This window comes from Cellulomonas hominis, assembly GCF_014201095.1.
In the GTDB taxonomy this organism is placed as follows: domain Bacteria; phylum Actinomycetota; class Actinomycetes; order Actinomycetales; family Cellulomonadaceae; genus Cellulomonas; species Cellulomonas hominis.
In genome coordinates, this window is the sequence record NZ_JACHDN010000001.1 from 4180740 (window position 1) to 4196464 (window position 15725).

Genomic DNA, 15725 nt, shown 5'->3' on the forward strand with positions numbered 1-15725 from the left:
CGTCCGGGGCGCGGCGCGATGCTACAGCCGAGGTCAGCGGGACGCGCGACGACGCACCTCAGCCCACCACGCGCAGCCCGCGGTCGGTCGCGTTCAGCCGCCGGGACCCGTCCGCGGTGACCGTGACGATGTCCTCGATCCGCACCCCGAACCGCCCGGGCAGGTAGATCCCCGGCTCGACGGAGAAGCACATGCCCGGCACGAGCGGCAGCTCCTCGCCCTCGATCATGTACGGCGGCTCGTGCGTCGTCACCCCGATGCCGTGCCCCGTGCGGTGGATGAACCGGTCGCCGTAGCCCGCGTCCGCGATGACGGCCCGCGCCGCCCGGTCCACCTCCTGGCACGCCACCCCCGGCCGCACGGCGTCGACCCCGGCCTGCTGCGCGAGCCGCACGACCTCGTGCACCTCGCGCACGTCGGGGCCGGGCTCCCCGACCGACACCGTCCGGCTGGTGTCCGACCCGTAGCCGGCCATCAGCCCGCCGAAGTCGAGCACCACGCAGTCGCCCTCCCGGATCACCCGCTCGCCGGCCTCGTGGTGCGGGTTCGCCCCGTTCGGCCCGGACCCCACGACGGTGAAGTCCACCTGCTCGTGCCCGTGCGCGCGGAGCAGGTCGGCCAGGTCCGCCGCGACGTCGGTCTCGCGACGCCCGGCGAACCGCACCCCGACGATCTCCTCGTAGGTCGCGTCCGCCGCGGCCCCGGCGGCGGCCAGCCGCCCCAGCTCGTCGGCGTCCTTGACCGCGCGGAGCATCGGCAGGCGCCCGGTGACGGCGTGGTACGTCGTCCCGGGCAGCGCGGCCTGGAGGCCCAGCAGGTGCAGCGCCCACGCGCTGTCGGCCACGGCGTAGGTGCCGGTGCCGCGCAGCAGGGCCGCGGCCGCCGCGTAGGGGTCGGCGCCGTCGGTCCAGTCGGCGAGCGTCGTCGCCGCGGCCCCGGGCGCGGCCTCCGCGTCGGGCCGCTCCAGGGTCGGCACCAGCAGGGTCGGCTCGCGGTCCGCCGTCAGCAGGAGCACCGTCAGACGCTCGGTGATCGCCGTCGGCCGGTACCCGGTCAGCCACACGAGGTCCGGCCCCGGCGTCACCAGCACCCCGTCCAGCCCCGCGGCCCCCGCGTCGGCCACGACCCGCGCCATCCGCGCGGCGTAGTCCTCGGTGGTGAACGGCGCGGCGCTCACGGCGCGTCCTCCGTCGTCGGCCGGGCCCGGGCGGCACCCGCGGCCGTGGTCGGCAGCGTGATGAGGTGGGCCGCGGCCGCCGCGGCGGAGTCCTGCAGCGTGCCCTGCGCCGCACGGTGCCGCCGGATCGCGACCACCGCGAGCAGCACGCCCAGCGCGCTGATCGCGGCCATCACCCAGGACGCCGCGGCGAGCCCCGCGGCGAGCGCGTCCGCCTCCGACGCCCCGTCGGCCTGCTGGTTCGCGTCCACCGACGCGTAGATCGTCGCCGCCAGCGCCGTCGCCACGGCCGCCCCGACGTACCGGGCCATGTTCGACACGCCCGACGCCCCGCCGACCTGCTCCTCCGGCACCGCCGCGGTCGCCGCCGACGACGACGGCCCGTTCGACAGCCCCATCCCCACGGCGATCGCGATCAGGGGCAGCAGGAACCACACGTACGTCCAGGAGGCCTGCGTGAACCCGACCACCACGAACCCCGCCGTCGTGACGAGGAACCCGATCCCGATGGTCTGCCGCCCGCCCCAGCGTCTCGCGAGCTGCGGCACCATCGGCGCCACGACCACGAGCCCCACGGTCGCCGGCAGCGTCGCGAGCCCCGCCTGGAGCGGCGTGAACCCCAGCGCGACCGGGTTCTGCAGGTACAGGCTCAGCAGGTACATCAGGCCGTTGATCGTGCCGGCCCCGATGAGGATCGCCAGCGTCGCGCCCACCAGGATCCGGTTCCGCAGCAGCGCCAGGTCCAGCAGCGGCACCGCCACCCGCTTCTCGACGACGACGAACAGGTACCCCGCCACCACGCTCACCGCGAGGCAGCCGATCGTCCCCGCCGACAGCCACCCCCAGTCCCCGCTCTTCGACACCCCGAGGATCAGCGGTGCGAGCGTCAGCGCCACCAGCACCGTGCCGAGGTAGTCGATCGACCGCGGCCGGTCCGGGTCCCGGGACTCCGCCACCGCCGCGTACGTGATCCCCATGCACACCACGGCCACCACGGCGTCGATCCAGAACAGCCCCTGCCACCCGGTGACGTCCACGAGCACGCCGCCGAGCAGCGGGCCCGCCGCCGCCCCGACCGCGGCCGCCGCGCCCCACAGGGACACCCACGTGAGCTTCTGGTCCCCGTCCGCCGCCACGGACAGCAGGCTCAGCCCGCACGCCAGGATCGTCGCGCCCGCGGCCCCCTGGATCAGCCGGCCCACGATCACACCCGTGCCGCTGGTGGACAGCGCGATCAGGACGCAGGACGCCACGAACAGCAGCAGGCCCAGCTGGAACACCCGCTTGCGCCCGAACACGTCCCCCAGCGATCCGGACGTCACGATCACCGCCGCGCCCACCAGCGAGTACCCGGTCACCGCCCACTGCAGGACGCTCACGGACGTGCCGGTGTCCTCGCTGATCGCCGGGAGCAGGATGCTCACCGCCGACGTGTTCGCGTTCACCACGAGGGTGGACAGGCAGGTGGCCGCGAGGACGCCCCTGCCCCGGTTGCTCCGCGCGTCCGCCATGCCCGTCCTCCCCCGTGTGGTGGGCTCGACGCTAGGGCGGGCGGCGGGGGTGGGCGCTCACCCGGGGAGGGTGAGCGCCCACCCTTCCCTTCCCAACGATTATCGATTAGTCTCCGAACGTCCCTCCACACCGGACGACACCCGTGGGCCGGACGCCGGGCGCGCGCAGGTGCGTGCCCGGTCGGGCGGCCACCCGAGAGGATCAACGATGATCAAGCACCGCACCCTGGCGAGCGCCGGCACCCTCGCCGTGGCCGCGCTCGCGGTCGCCGGCTGCGCCGGCTCCGGCGACGAGGCCGGCTCCGGCGGGACGACGCAGGTCACCATGCTCGTCAACGTGACCCCCAACCTCACCGAGGAGTTCTGGAACACGCTGGTCGAGCCGTTCGAGGACGCCAACCCCGACCTCGACGTGGTGATCCAGAACCCCGGCGCCGAGGGCGTCACCGCCGCGCTCCCCCGCCTGCTCACCGCCGGCGACGCGCCCGACGTCGTGCAGTCGCTGCCGCCCACGACCGACCTCGCCCCCGAGCTGGTCGACCTGTCGGACTACGACTGGGCCACCGAGGGCCCCCTGGCCGACCAGTACTCGATCGACGGCAAGTACTACATGGCGGGCATCGGATTCCAGCTCCAGAGCCTGTACTTCTACAACAGGACCGCCTTCGCGGAAGCCGGCATCGCCGAGGTGCCGACGACGGTCGAGGAGCTCACCGCGGCGCTGGGCGCGCTCCAGGACGCCGGCTGGACCCCGCTCCAGACCGGGGGCGACTGGATGACCAGCCACTCGCTGCAGGCGCTCGGCCTGCCGTCGGTCGTCGGCGAGGACCCGCAGTGGTTCGCGCACATGACCGCGGGCGAGACGACGTTCTCCGAGACGTACGGGGACGCCGTCGCCACGTACGTCGACTGGGTGGCGCAGGGCTACGTGCCCAAGGACGCGCTCGGCATCAAGTACGCCGACGCCGAGCAGGCGTTCCTCTCCGGGAAGAGCGCGATCTACCCGATGGGCAGCTGGTTCGCGGGCAGCGAGGCGAAGGCCACCGAGAAGGCGGACATCGGCGTGTTCCGCGCCCCGGCCGTCGAGGGCGTCGACGCCCCGGCGATGGGCGCCAACATCGCCAGCCCGTACTCGATCCTCCGGTCCAGCGCGCACCAGGACGCGGCCGCGCGGCTCGTCGAGTTCCTGGTCACCGACCAGACGGCGGTGTCGGCCCAGCTCGAGGTGGACGGCAACTTCCGCGACGGCTACGAGTACGAGATGGACGCCCTCGGCGAGGAGCTCCTCCAGATCGTCGCGGACACCCCGGCCGACTCCTACACGCCCACCGGCCAGGGCTACGGCGAGCGGACCCTGCCCACCGGCTACTCGGACGAGATCAACGCGCAGACGCAGGCGCTGATCGGCGGGACCGCACCCGACCAGGTGACCGCCGCGATGGACGACTGGTTCGCGGCCCAGCTCGGCTGAGCCGGCCGCACCCCACCCGCCCGGGCGCGGCACCCGCCGCGCCCGGGCCCCCACCGACGACGGAGGCCCCGCGCATGGCAACCCTGACGACCCCGCGGCCCGCGGTCCGGCCCGACCCCCCGCGCCGGCGGCCGGCCGCGCGCGTGTGGCGCGACCGGCTGCCCGGCATCGTCATGGGCGGGCCGGCGGTCCTGGTCTTCCTGGCGATGTTCATCGTGCCGATGGTCCTGGCGTTCGTGCTGAGCCTGACCGACTGGAACGGCTACAGCCTGAACTTCACCTTCATCGGGTTCGACAACTACGCCGAGGCCTTCCGGAACCCCCGCACGGTGGACGCCGCGGTCTTCACCGCGGTCGTCGCCCTCGTCGGCACGGTGCTGTGCAACGGGGTGGGGCTGCTCATCGCCGCGCTGATCGCCGGCAACAGCCGCGCGAACACGCTGCTGCGCACGATCTTCTTCTACCCGTACATCATCAGCGCGCTGATCATCGGCTTCCTGTGGTCGGCGATGCTCTCGCCCCAGGGCGCCGTCAACGGCCTGCTGGACCACCTGGGCGTGGGACCGGTGCCGTTCCTCACCGAGGTCGGCTTCGCCAAGGCGAGCGTGATCCTCACGATCGTCTGGTCGCACTTCGGGTTCAACATGATCCTGTTCCTGGCCGGCATCAAGTCGGTCCCCACCGAGTACTACGAGGCCGCCACGGTCGACGGCGCCTCGAGGTGGCAGCAGTTCCGCAACGTGACGCTGCCGCTCATCGCCCCCGTGTTCACGGTGAACCTCGTGCTCACCCTGGTGGGGCTGCTCAAGGTGTACGACGTCGTCCTGGCCCTCACCGACGGCGGCCCCGCCGGGTCGACCCAGACGATCGTCTACCAGATCCTGCGGGACTCGTTCGCCCAGTCCGAGCTCGGCTTCGGTGCCGCGCAGTCGGTGATCCTGCTGCTGGTCACGGCCGTGCTGGGGCTCGCGGTGACGTTCGCCCGGCGCGGCGCGGAGAAGAAGGTGACCGACTGATGACCACGACGACGCACTCGACGACCCCCGTCACCGGGACGGCGCGCGTCCCCCGCGGCGCGGACCGCCCGGCGGCCCGCCCCCGGCGCCGGACCGCGCCCGGCCCCGGCACGGTGCTCACGTGGGTGGTGCTCGGCCTCGGGGCGCTGGTCATGCTGGTGCCGCTGTACATCATGGTGATCAACGCGTTCAAGCCGCAGGACGCGATCATCTCCTCGCCGCTGGCGATCGGCCCCGACACGTTCAGCCTGGAGTACCTGCAGGCCGCGCTCACCAGCGAGAAGTTCAACGTCGTGCGGGCCTACGGGGTCACCCTGCTGTTCGTCGCCCTGGTCAACGTGTGCGGCATCGCGCTGGCCGCGCCGGTCGCCTACGTCATCGCGCGGGGCCGCTCGAAGTGGCACCTCGGCCTGCTCCTGCTGTTCGTCTCCGGTCTGTTCATCCCCGGGCAGGTCACGCTCATCCCCGTGGTGTTCGTGCTGCGGGTCCTCGGCCTGATCAACACGATCCCGGGCTTCATCCTCTTCGAGACCGCCGCGACCCTGCCGGTGACGATCTTCCTGTTCGCGGCGTACCTGCGCACCGTGCCGCGCGACATCGACGAGGCCGCCGCGCTCGACGGCGCCGGGCGCATCCGCGCGTTCTGGGCGTGCATCTTCCCGATCATGCGGCCCGTGGTGGCCACGATCGTCGTGCTGAACTCGATCAGCGTGTGGAACGACTTCGTGAGCCCGCAGATCATCCTCGGCCCGAGCTCCGGCATCTACACCGTCACCACCGGCGTCTACGCCGCCGTGGGCGAGTTCAGCACCGACTACACGACGGTCTTCCCGACCCTGCTGCTGGCCGTGAGCCCCGCGGTCCTGTTCTTCGTCCTCATGCAGCGGCACATCATCGGCGGCCTGGTCGCCGGGGCGACGAAGGGCTGACGCACCGTGACCGACCCCCGCATCCCCACCACGCCGCTGCACGAGGTCCCGGCCTGGGCCGTGCTCGAGCGCCGCCTCTTCGACGCGACCGAGGAGGCCTGGCGGCTGTTCTCCGCGCGCTACTGCGAGCCCGACGGGCGCATCCGGGACGCGGGCGGCTTCGAGGACCGGGACGGCGTCGACGACCTGTACGAGCCGTTCTTCAACTGGCCCGCGTTCTACGCGCTCGGGGGCAGCGACGCCGTCCTCGACGCGGCGAAGCACCACTTCGAGGGCGTGACCGCCCAGCTCACCGAGGCCGGCATGCTCACCGGCGGCTACGAGAACGGGTACGACTGGTTCCACCAGGGCGAGTCGCTGCTGCTGTTCTACGGCCTCTGCGCCGCCGACCCGGCCGACGAGCGGTTCGCCGAGCGCGCCCGCCGGTTCGCCGGGCTCTACACCGACCCCGCGCGGGGCAACTACGACCCGGCCCGGAACATGATCACGGCGCCGCACACCGGGGCGCGCGGGCCGCTGCCCGGGCTCGGCCCCGAGTGGCAGACCTACCCCGCGTCGCTGGACTACATGGCGGCCTACGGCCTCCCGCTGCACGGCCTGCCCGGGATCACGCAGTGGTCCGACCTCGAGGACCCCGCGCGCGCCCGCCTGATGGGGGCCGAGCTGCAGCGCCGCGCCGCCGGGGACACCGCGGTCAACCTCGCTGCGACGTCGCTCGTCACCAACCGCTGGCTCTACGACGGCGACCCCGCGTCGGCCGCCTGGGTCACGAGGTACGTCGACGGCTGGCGCGAGCGCGCGGCGGCCGCGGGCGGGCTGATGCCGGACAACGTGGCGCCGGACGGGACCGTCGGCGGCCTCCACGGCGGAGCCTGGTACGGCGGGCACTACGGCTGGACCTGGCCGCACGGCCTGCACTCGGTCGGCATGAGCACGCTGATCGGCGGGATCAACGCGTCCTTCGTCTCGCCCGTCCGCGACGACGCCCCGCTCGACCTGGTGCGCACCATGCTCGACACCGTCCTCGAGCACGCGATCACCGCCCCGGTCACCGACACGCCGTTCAGCCTGAGGACCGGCTGGATCGAGCGCCTGGGCGTGCACGCGGCCGAGCCCGCGACGCTCGTGCCCTACCGGTACGGCGCGCAGGGCTGGTTCGACTTCGGCCCCCTCCAGCTCGACCTGCCGACGTGGCTGTGGTGGTGGACGCGCGACGACGCCGACCGCAAGCGGCTGGAGCGCGTCCTGGACGGCGTGCCGGGCTCCCGCGAGGTACGGCCGTTCCGCGACAAGGTCGAGGCCGGGCACGAGGGCCCGTGGCTGGCCTTCCTCGACGGCACGCGGCCGGACTACCCGGAGCGCGCCCTGTCGATGGCGCTGGGCCAGCTCGCGCGCCGGGTCGCCGTCATGGACGCCGAGCCGGTCGACCCCGCCACGGTGCACCTGCACTTCTGGCAGCGCGCGAACCCGGTGGTCACCGAGGTGCTCGGCCAGCTCGTCACCGGCACGCCGCAGACGCTCTACAACGGCGGCCTGCCGTTCGCGGCCGTCGCGTACACCGACGCCGACCGCGGACGGCCGGGCCTCCCGCCGGACGTCGCCGCCCTCGTCACCGGGCTGGAGCGCGGGGCCGACCGCACCGGCCGGGTGGCGCTCACCCTCGTCAACCTGTCGCCCACGCAACGCCGGCGGGTGCGCGTGCGCCCGTCGCGGTTCGGCGAGGAACGCCTCGCCGGGGTCGAGGCGCGCCGCGAGGAGGGCGGCACGTGGCCCGGCCCGTCGACCTCGGCGGCCGGTGTCCGCGGAGCCGGGGCCACCGCGACCGTCCCCCTGGACGCGCCCGACCTGCTCGTCGAGCTGCCGCCGTCGCACCGCGCCGACGTCGTCCTGCTCACCGTGCCCGCCGCCGGCGCGCCGCGTCACCTGCGGCACGGCCACCCGCACCACGAAGGAGCCTGACCATGACCGACGCCCTCACCCGCGGACTGCCCCTGGACCCGTTGCCGCTGGACCCCGGGCCCGGCGGCACGGCGGCGGCCCCCGCCCGGCCCGCCGTCACGCTGCCCGTGCGCGGCGCCCCGTTCGAGCGCGCCGACGCCGCCGCCCTCGAGCGGCTCGGCCGGGTGTCGTCGGCGACCGCGTGCGCCAAGCTGCACGGGCTGGGGATCAGGCACTCGTTCGTAGAGGGCCCGCGGCCGCTCGCGCCCGGGTACCGCGTAGTGGGCTCGGCGCTGACCCTGCAGTTCATGCCCCAGCGCGAGGACCTCGCCGCCGGCGACGACCAGGAGTACGTGGAGCGGCACACCGCGCTGTGGCACGTCCTGGAGACGGTCCGGCCCGGCGACGTGCTCGTGATCCAGGCGTACGGCAGCCGGTTCTCCGGCTGCGTGGGCGACATCCTGGCGCGCTACTTCCAGCGCAAGGGCGGCGCCGGCATCGTGGTGGACGGGCGGATCCGCGACTCCGGGCGGATCCGCGAGCTCGGGCTTCCGGTGTGGTCCACCGGGGTGACGCCGCACTACGCCTCGCAGTCCGAGCTCTTCCCCTGGGCCTACGACGTGCCGGTCGCGGTCGGCGGCGTGCTGTGCCTGCCGGGCGACCTCGTGGTGGCGGACGACGACGGACCCGTCATCGTCCCGCGCGCCATGGCCGAGCAGGTCGTCGAGTCGGCGCAGGACCACGAGGAGTGGGAGGTCTTCAGCCGCCGCCGGCTCGACGAGGGCGCCCGCCTGAGCGACTACTACCCGCTGACCCCGGACACGCGAGGGGAGTTCGAGGCATGGCGTTCCGCGCAGCGCTCCGCCCGCTGACCCCGGCCGGCGCGGGGCCGGACGCGGTCCCCCTCGCGTCGTTCGGGCTGGGCTGCGCGCCCATCGGCAACCTCTACACGCCGGTGGCCGAGGCCGACGCGGAGGCGACGGTGGGGCGCGCCCTGGAGCGCGGCATCCGGTTCTTCGACACCGCACCGCACTACGGCGAGGGCGTCAGCGAGCTGCGCCTGGGCCGCGCCCTCGCCGGCGTCGACCGCGGCTCCGTGGTGATCGCCACGAAGGTCGGCCGGACGATCGTCGACGCCGACGGCGTGCCCGCCCCGCCGGGCGGGACCGGCGGACCAGGCGGCCGGACCGTGGGCGACCTGAGCCGCGACGGGGTGCTGCGTTCGCTCGAGGGCAGCCTCATCCGGCTCGGCACCGACCGCGTCGACCTGCTGTACCTGCACGACCCCGCGGACGTCGACGAGGCGCTCCGGGGCGCGCTCCCGGCCCTGCTCGAGCTGCGCGACCAGGGCGTCGTGCGGGCGGTCGGCGTCGGGATGGGGCGCACGGCGCCCGTGGCCCGGCTCGTGCGCGAGAGCGCCGGCGTCCTGGACGTCGTGATGCCCGCGGGGCGCCTCACGCTGCTGGACCGGACGGGCCTCGACGACCTGCTCCCCGCGGCCCGGGCGCGCGGGACCGGCGTGGTCGCCGCCGGCGTCTACAACTCCGGTGTGCTGGCCGACCCCGTGTCCGCGCCGTACTTCGACTACCGCCCGGCCTCACCGGACCAGGTGGACCGGGCGCGGCGCATGGCCGCCGCGTGCGCCGCGGCCGGGACCGATCTGCCGACCGCCGCCGTGCGGTACCCGCTGCGCCTCCCCGGCGTGGAGGCGGTCGTGGTGGGCGCGCGCACCCCGGCCGAGGTCGACGTGGCCGCCGCCGCGGCGAGCGCCCACGTCCCGGACCGCCTGTGGCCGGAGCTCGACGCGATCGCCGGGGCCGGCGCGGCGGCCCCGGTCCGTCCGTGACCGCGTCGGGCGGTGCCGACGGGCTGGTCGACGCGCACGTGCACCTGTGGGACACCGCCGCCGCGCGGATCTCGTGGTTCCGGGACGACCTCGGCCTGCCGGCACGGGTCGGCCCGGAGGACCTCGCCCGCGCCGCCGGGGCCTCGCCCGTACCGGTCCGCGCCGCCGTCGCCGTGCAGGCCGCGGACACGGCGGCGGAGGCGCGCTGGCTGCTGCGGCAGGCGGCCGCGCACGGGCCGCTGCCCGGTCCGGTCGTGCTGCAGTACGACGCCCGGCCCGGACGCCCCGGCGCCTGGGCCGGCATGGCGCAGGCCGTGCTCGACGACGTGCGCACCCCGGCCCGGATCGCCGGCGTGCGCCTCGCCGTCCCGGGTGGTGCGGCGGACCTGGCCGACGTCGCCGGCCTGGACGCCCTGTGCGAGGGCCTCGCCGCGTCGGGCCGGGTGCTCGAGACCCTCGTCCGCCCCGAGCAGCTGCCCGCGGTCGCGGCCGTCGCGCGCCGGCACCCCGGCCTCGACGTCGTCGTGTGCCACCTGGGTCTCGGCGGCGGGGAGCCGGACGCCACCTGGCGGGTGGGCCTGGCGGCCGCCGCGGCTCACCCCCGGGTCCACGCGAAGCTCTCCGGGCTGCACACCACCCGGCCCGACGACGCCGGCCGCGTCGCCGGGGCCGCCCGCGCGGCGCTCGACCTGCTCGGGCCGGACCGGCTCATGGTCGGCAGCGACTGGCCGATGTCGGCGCGCGTGGCGCCGTACGAGGAGATCGTCGCGCGGACCGCACGCGCGCTGCCCGCCCTCGGCGCCGCAGCCGCCCACGCGGTGTGGCGCGGCACGGCGGCGCGGCTCTACGGCGCCGGGGGCTAGTCCGCCCGGTCCAGCAGCGTGCCGGCGGCGTGCGCCTCGAACAACGCCGAGGCCGCCTCGGGGTCACCGGAGTCCAGGGCGTCCAGCAGGCTGCGGTGCCAGTCCGCCACCTGGTGCCAGTCACCTGTGAACTCGGGGTCGCCGAGCAGGTGCAGCGACCGCAGGCTCGGCTCGATGATGTCCCACATCCGGGGCAGGTAGCCGTTGCCGCTCGCCTCGATCACGGCGCGGTGGAACCCGAAGTCGAGCTCGCGGAACGCCGGCAGGTCCTGGGCGTCCACCGCGCCGTGCATGGCGTCGATGACCTCCTCCAGGCGGGCCCGCGTCTCCGGGACGAGCCGCCCGCACGCGAGCCGGCCGGCCAGGGCCTCGACGGCGACCCGGGCCTGCTTCGCCTGCTGCGCCTCCTCGTCGGAGTACTGCGCGACGAAGTTGCCCTGGTGGCGCACGTGCGTCACCAGGCCCTCGTGGGCGAGGCGCTTGAGGGCGTCGCGCACGGGGGCCTGGCTCACCTGGAGCCGCCGGGCGAGCTGGGACTCGACGAGCTGCTCGCCGGGCGTCAGCTGCGACGTCTTGATCATCGACTTCACGAGGTCGTAGATCTGGTCCGACAGGAGCCCGCGCTCCAGGCCGCCGATCGAGCTCAGGGCGTCCGTCATCCCGCCAGCCTAGCGTCGCTATCGACAATCGTTTGCCCGTCCTCGCCGGACGCCGCGAGCCACGCGTCGGCGATGATCCGCGATCCCGCCGGCGTGGGGTGCACCCCGTCGGGCGCGAGCGCGGCGGCGCCCGGCCCGGCCGCCGCACGCGTGAGCGCCCGGTGCAGCGGGACCAGGGCAGCGCCCGTCTCCGCGGCGAGCCGGGTGACGACCTCGCGCTTGCCGGCGAGGTCGTCCAGCCACACGTGCTGCTCCGGCCGCACGGGCAGGAGGTACGGCTCGACGAGCACCAGCCGGGCACCGCCGGGCACCCGCGCCAGCAGCCGGCGGTAGGTGGCCTCGAACGCCTCGGCGCTGGTGGCCTCGCCCGCGTCGAACCGGCGCCAGGTGTCGTTGACCCCCACGTACACGGTGAGCACGTCCGGCGCCGACGGCGTCACGTCGCACTCCCACCGCGCCTCGAGGTCGACCGCCCGGTCGCCCGCGACGCCGAGGTTGACGACGCGGGTGCCCGGCAGGGCACGGGCGACGAGGCCGACGTAGCCGTCGCCGAGCGACGCGGCGTCGGCGCGGTCCCGGCCGGCGTCGGTGATCGAGTCGCCGACGAAGACGAGTCGTCGGGGTGTGGTCATGGGCCTCTCCTCTTCGTCGCCGGGTGCGCCGGGTGCGCGGGCCGGCGCGCCGGGCGCATCCGCCGGGCGCGCGCTCACCGATTATCGATTAGTGTAGCGTGCCCAGGACCGGGACCGTGCGAGAGGTCGGAGCACACGCGATGAGGCGAACCCTGTCCGCACGGCTCCCCCCGTCCGCGACCGCCGCCACCCCGAGGAGCGATGCCCTGTGACCCCGTCCGCCCCGACCCTGCGCCCCGAGCAGGCGTGGTTCACCGAGGCCCGGTTCGGCCTGTTCGTGCACCTGGGCCCCTACTCCGCCGCCGCCCGGCACGAGTGGGTGATGAGCAACGAGCGGCTGACCGTCGAGCAGTACGCGCGCTACGCCGAGGTGTTCGACCCCGACCTGTTCGACGCGCGCGCGATCGCCCGCGCCGCCAGGGACGCCGGGATGCGGTACGTCGTGCTCACCACCAAGCACCACGACGGCTTCGCGCTCTGGGACTCCGCCGTCAGCGACTACGGACTCGCCCGCACCCGCGGCCGCGACCTCGTGGCCGAGCTCGCCGAGGCGGTGCGCGCCGAGGGCCTGCACCTCGGCCTCTACCACTCGGTCATCGACTGGCACCACCCCGACTTCACGGTCGACCACGTGCACCCCCGCCGCGACGACCCCGACGCGCACGCTCTCAACGAGGGCCGGGACATGGCGCGGTACCGCGCGTACCTGCACGCGCAGGTGCGGGAGCTCCTGACGGGCTACGGGCCGGTGGACTACGTCTTCTTCGACTTCACGTTCGCGGAGGACAAGCACGGGTGGCGGGGCAAGTACCCGCAGGACTGGGACGCCGAGGCCCTGCTCGCGATGGTCCGCGAGCTCCAGCCCCAGGCCGTGGTGAACGACCGCCTGGGCATCCCGGGCGACCTCGTGACGCCCGAGCAGTACCAGCCGGACGCCCCGCCGCGCGACGAGGCCGGCCGGCTGCTCGTGTGGGAGGCCTGCCAGACGCTGAACGGCAGCTGGGGCTACGACCGCGACAACACGCGCTTCAAGGACCCGGACCTCCTGGTGCGGATGCTGGTCGACACCGTGTCCAAGGGCGGGAACCTGCTGCTGAACACCGGCCCGGACGGGCGGGGCCGGATCCCCCCGCGCGACGCCGCCACCCTCGCCGCGCTGGGCGACTGGATGCGCCTCCACGGCCGGGCGGTCACCGGAGCCGGACCGGCCGAGCCCGAGGTCGCGGACGCGCTCGCGCCCGGCCTGCCCCCGGGCGTGGTGCTCACCCAGCGCGCCGACCGGCTGTACCTGCACCTGTTCGCGTGGCCGTTCGGGCACCTGCACCTGCGCGGCATCGGCGACCGGGTGCGGTACGCGCAGCTGCTCCACGACGGGTCGGAGGTCCGCGGCTCCCGGTCGGACCCCGAGCAGAAGGCCTGGAACACGGTCCCGGGCGGGCAGCCGCCCGGGACGCTCACGCTCCACCTGCCCACCGTGCGGCCGGACGTGGCGGTGCCGGTCGTGGAGGTGTTCCTCGACCCCGCCCGGTAGCGACTCCCGCGGCACGGCCCGGAGACGACGGAGCCCCGGTGAGACGTGGTCCCACCGGGGCTCTCCTGTCGGGCTGACAGGATTTGAACCTGCGACCCCTTGACCCCCAGTCAAGTGCGCTACCAAGCTGCGCCACAGCCCGATGGCCCCCGCAGGAGCCTCCGCAACTCTACCGTATGCGGACGGTCCCGCTGTCCCCCGCCGGCAGGTGGGCGCGCCACGCGCACGCGACCACGACCAGGCACGCCGCCGCGACGACGGCCCCGCCGAGGAACATCGCCGGGTACGCCCACCGCGTGGACAGCCACGCGAGCAGCGCCGGGACGAAGAACCCGAGGTACGCCGCCGAGTAGTACACCGCGGTGAGCCCGGCGAGGTCGGCCGGGGTCGCGATGCGCTGCACCTCGGAGAGCCCGGCGACGAGCGCGAGCCCGTACCCGGCGCCGAGCACCGCGGCGGCGAGCAGCACGACCGGCAGGGACAGCGTGCGCGACGCCCACGCCGCGAGGATCATCCCGGCGACGAGGATGACGAGCGCCACCACGGACGCCCGGGCGCTGTGCCGGGTGTCGATGAGGCGGGCGACCGACTGCACCCCGAACCCGACGCCGAGCGTGACGACGGTGAGCAGCGCGGAGAACGCGATCGGCACGCCCCCGGAGTGGGACCGCATCAGTCCGGGGAGCACGGCGTACGCGGAGCCGACCGCCCCGAACACCCACGGCGCGAGCGGCAGCACGACGCGCAGGAACCGGCGGTGGCCGACCGCGGGGATCCGCAGGTCGTCGCGCAGCCGCCCCCGGTCGGCCGGTGCCGGGGCCGGGTGCGTCTCCGGGACCCCCAGGACCACCAGCCCGGCGACGACCGTGACCGCCGCGTGCAGCAGGTACGGCGTCCCCGTCCGCCACGGGCCCCACTGCGCCAGCACCCCGGCGACGCCGGCGCCCAGCAGGAAGCCGGCCGTCAGCGACAGCGACGCCCGGCGGGCCCCGGTGCGCGGCTCGCCCGCGGCGGCGCACAGCTCGGCGACCCACGTGGTGCCGACAGCCATGACGAGCCCGAGGGCGAGGCCGGACAGCACCCGGCCGACGGCCAGCGCCGGCACGGACGCCGGGCCGAGCGCGAGCACGAGCGACCCGACGATGCCGAGCGGCGCGGCGGGCAGCAGCAGCGGGCGGCGGCCGTACCGGTCGGACAGCGGGCCGCCGACCAGCAGCGCGGGCACGATGCCGAGCACGTAGGCGCCCAGCAGCACGTTCACGGTGAGCGCCGAGAGGTGGCTGACCTCGCGGTACATGACGAGCAGCGGGGTGAACTCGTTGCCGCCCCAGGCGACGGCGAACATGAGGCCGCCGACGCGGAGCCAGGCCCGGGACGGGGCACCGGAGCCCTCGGCGGGGGCCGCGGCGGCGACCCGCTCCTCGGTCGCCGTCACCGGGCCACCCCCCGCAGGTGCGCGCCGTGCAGGTGCTCGCCGAGCCGCTCCCGGAACGCCGCGGCATCCCCGGCCTCGACCGCCGCGAGCAGCGCCTCGTGGCCCTCGACGAACCCGGGCGCCCGCTCCCCCGCGGCGCCCACGGACAGCGCGATCATCCGCCGCTGCCGCTCCCGCAGCGTCACGGAGAAGTCGGTGAGCAGCGCGTTCCCGCCCGCCGCGACGATCGCCTGGTGGAAGGCCGCGTCGTGCTCGGCGTACGCGGCCAGGTCGCCCGCGGCGACGGCGGCGCGCTGCCGGTCCAGCAGGTCGCGCAGGGCGGCCACGAGGCGCGCGCGTCCCTCGTCCGGACCGGCGGCGACGACGTCCACGGCGTGCGACTCCAGCAGCAGCCGCGCGTCCACGACCGCCTCGGCCTCGCCGGGGGCGACCGGCACGACGAGCGCCCCGCGCTTGGGGAACAGCCGCAGCCACCCCTCGGCGGCCAGCCGCAGGAACGCCTCGCGCACCGGGGTCCGGCTCATCGCGAGCTCGCCGGCGACATCCCCTTCGCTGACCATCGACCCGGCGGCGAGCCGCCCGGTGAGCAGCGCGTCCTTGACGTGGCGGTAGGCGGTCTCGGCGGCGGGCGGGGCGGCGGACGCGACGGCGGCTTCCATGGGCACTACATGTATCTCAGTCGTGTCCATGTGTGCGCCGCACGTCCAGGACGTGGGA

The 15725-nt window shown here is 75.2% G+C and carries 14 protein-coding genes and 1 tRNA gene; 8 read left to right on the forward strand and 7 right to left on the reverse strand.

Annotation, left to right across the window (positions count from 1 at the left end; translation table 11 throughout):
• Positions 1–58: 58 nt before the first annotated feature.
• Positions 59–1135: an aminopeptidase P family protein gene (locus HNR08_RS19840; RefSeq protein ID WP_146837982.1), complete on the reverse strand. Its 1077-nt coding sequence runs from the start codon at positions 1133–1135 to the stop codon at positions 59–61.
• Between the two features lie 38 nt (positions 1136–1173).
• The gene (locus HNR08_RS19845) at positions 1174–2688 is read right to left on the reverse strand and encodes an MFS transporter (protein ID WP_146837958.1); all 1515 of its coding nucleotides are present in this window, start codon (positions 2686–2688) and stop codon (positions 1174–1176) included.
• A gap of 208 nt (positions 2689–2896) precedes the next feature.
• On the opposite strand from HNR08_RS19845, the gene HNR08_RS19850 reads away from it, so the two are divergent.
• From HNR08_RS19850 to HNR08_RS19880, 7 genes are all read left to right on the forward strand, one after another.
• On the forward strand, positions 2897–4159 hold the full coding sequence (locus HNR08_RS19850; protein ID WP_146837960.1) for an ABC transporter substrate-binding protein: 1263 nt from the start codon (positions 2897–2899) through the stop codon (positions 4157–4159).
• A 74-nt stretch (positions 4160–4233) separates the two neighbouring features.
• Positions 4234–5175, forward strand: a complete 942-nt coding sequence (locus HNR08_RS19855; protein WP_146837962.1) for a carbohydrate ABC transporter permease — start codon at positions 4234–4236, stop codon at positions 5173–5175.
• A complete protein-coding gene (locus HNR08_RS19860) occupies positions 5175–6104 on the forward strand; it encodes a carbohydrate ABC transporter permease (protein WP_221286394.1) in 930 nt (309 codons plus the stop codon). Before HNR08_RS19855 ends, HNR08_RS19860 begins: the two co-directional genes overlap by 1 nt.
• A gap of 6 nt (positions 6105–6110) precedes the next feature.
• A complete protein-coding gene (locus tag HNR08_RS19865; protein ID WP_146837964.1) occupies positions 6111–8063 on the forward strand; it encodes a DUF8034 domain-containing protein in 1953 nt (650 codons plus the stop codon).
• A 2-nt stretch (positions 8064–8065) separates the two neighbouring features.
• The gene (locus HNR08_RS19870) at positions 8066–8914 is read left to right on the forward strand and encodes an RraA family protein (protein WP_146837966.1); all 849 of its coding nucleotides are present in this window, start codon (positions 8066–8068) and stop codon (positions 8912–8914) included.
• A complete protein-coding gene (locus HNR08_RS19875; RefSeq protein ID WP_146837968.1) occupies positions 8884–9888 on the forward strand; it encodes an aldo/keto reductase in 1005 nt (334 codons plus the stop codon). The genes HNR08_RS19870 and HNR08_RS19875 overlap by 31 nt, the downstream gene beginning before the upstream one ends.
• Positions 9885–10751: an amidohydrolase family protein gene (locus tag HNR08_RS19880; protein ID WP_183835241.1), complete on the forward strand. Its 867-nt coding sequence runs from the start codon at positions 9885–9887 to the stop codon at positions 10749–10751. The genes HNR08_RS19875 and HNR08_RS19880 overlap by 4 nt, the downstream gene beginning before the upstream one ends.
• Here the strand turns inward: HNR08_RS19880 and HNR08_RS19885 are convergent.
• Together HNR08_RS19885 and HNR08_RS19890 are read right to left on the reverse strand one after the other, a co-directional pair.
• Positions 10748–11410 (reverse strand): GntR family transcriptional regulator, encoded by a 663-nt coding sequence (locus tag HNR08_RS19885; RefSeq protein WP_146840677.1) that lies wholly within the window; start codon positions 11408–11410, stop codon positions 10748–10750. The two genes, HNR08_RS19880 and HNR08_RS19885, sit on opposite strands and share 4 nt — an antisense overlap.
• A complete protein-coding gene (locus HNR08_RS19890; protein ID WP_146840678.1) occupies positions 11407–12042 on the reverse strand; it encodes an SGNH/GDSL hydrolase family protein in 636 nt (211 codons plus the stop codon). The genes HNR08_RS19885 and HNR08_RS19890 overlap by 4 nt, the downstream gene beginning before the upstream one ends.
• Before the next feature lie 208 nt (positions 12043–12250).
• Between HNR08_RS19890 and HNR08_RS19895 the strand changes: the two genes are divergently transcribed.
• Complete coding sequence (locus HNR08_RS19895; protein ID WP_146840679.1) at positions 12251–13573, forward strand: alpha-L-fucosidase; 1323 nt, start codon at positions 12251–12253, stop codon at positions 13571–13573.
• A gap of 68 nt (positions 13574–13641) precedes the next feature.
• Here HNR08_RS19895 and HNR08_RS19900 read toward each other — a convergent pair.
• From HNR08_RS19900 to HNR08_RS19910, 3 genes are all read right to left on the reverse strand, one after another.
• A tRNA-Pro gene (locus tag HNR08_RS19900) sits at positions 13642–13715 on the reverse strand.
• 27 nt (positions 13716–13742) lie between these two features.
• A complete protein-coding gene (locus HNR08_RS19905; protein WP_246803208.1) occupies positions 13743–15008 on the reverse strand; it encodes an MFS transporter in 1266 nt (421 codons plus the stop codon).
• Positions 15005–15667 (reverse strand): GntR family transcriptional regulator, encoded by a 663-nt coding sequence (locus HNR08_RS19910; protein ID WP_146840680.1) that lies wholly within the window; start codon positions 15665–15667, stop codon positions 15005–15007. The genes HNR08_RS19905 and HNR08_RS19910 overlap by 4 nt, the downstream gene beginning before the upstream one ends.
• Positions 15668–15725 lie beyond the last annotated feature (58 nt).

Excerpts from the sequence above, each read along its gene's own strand:
- HNR08_RS19840 (WP_146837982.1), bottom strand. The coding sequence starts at position 1,135 with ATGGCGCGGGTCGTGGCCGACGCGGGGGCCGCGGGGCTGGACGGGGTG.
- HNR08_RS19845 (WP_146837958.1), bottom strand. The coding sequence starts at position 2,688 with ATGGCGGACGCGCGGAGCAACCGGGGCAGGGGCGTCCTCGCGGCCACC.
- HNR08_RS19850 (WP_146837960.1), top strand. The coding sequence starts at position 2,897 with ATGATCAAGCACCGCACCCTGGCGAGCGCCGGCACCCTCGCCGTGGCC.
- HNR08_RS19855 (WP_146837962.1), top strand. The coding sequence starts at position 4,234 with ATGGCAACCCTGACGACCCCGCGGCCCGCGGTCCGGCCCGACCCCCCG.
- HNR08_RS19860 (WP_221286394.1), top strand. The coding sequence starts at position 5,175 with ATGACCACGACGACGCACTCGACGACCCCCGTCACCGGGACGGCGCGC.
- HNR08_RS19870 (WP_146837966.1), top strand. The coding sequence starts at position 8,066 with ATGACCGACGCCCTCACCCGCGGACTGCCCCTGGACCCGTTGCCGCTG.
- HNR08_RS19875 (WP_146837968.1), top strand. The coding sequence starts at position 8,884 with ATGGCGTTCCGCGCAGCGCTCCGCCCGCTGACCCCGGCCGGCGCGGGG.
- HNR08_RS19885 (WP_146840677.1), bottom strand. The coding sequence starts at position 11,410 with ATGACGGACGCCCTGAGCTCGATCGGCGGCCTGGAGCGCGGGCTCCTG.
- HNR08_RS19890 (WP_146840678.1), bottom strand. The coding sequence starts at position 12,042 with ATGACCACACCCCGACGACTCGTCTTCGTCGGCGACTCGATCACCGAC.
- HNR08_RS19910 (WP_146840680.1), bottom strand. The coding sequence starts at position 15,667 with ATGGAAGCCGCCGTCGCGTCCGCCGCCCCGCCCGCCGCCGAGACCGCC.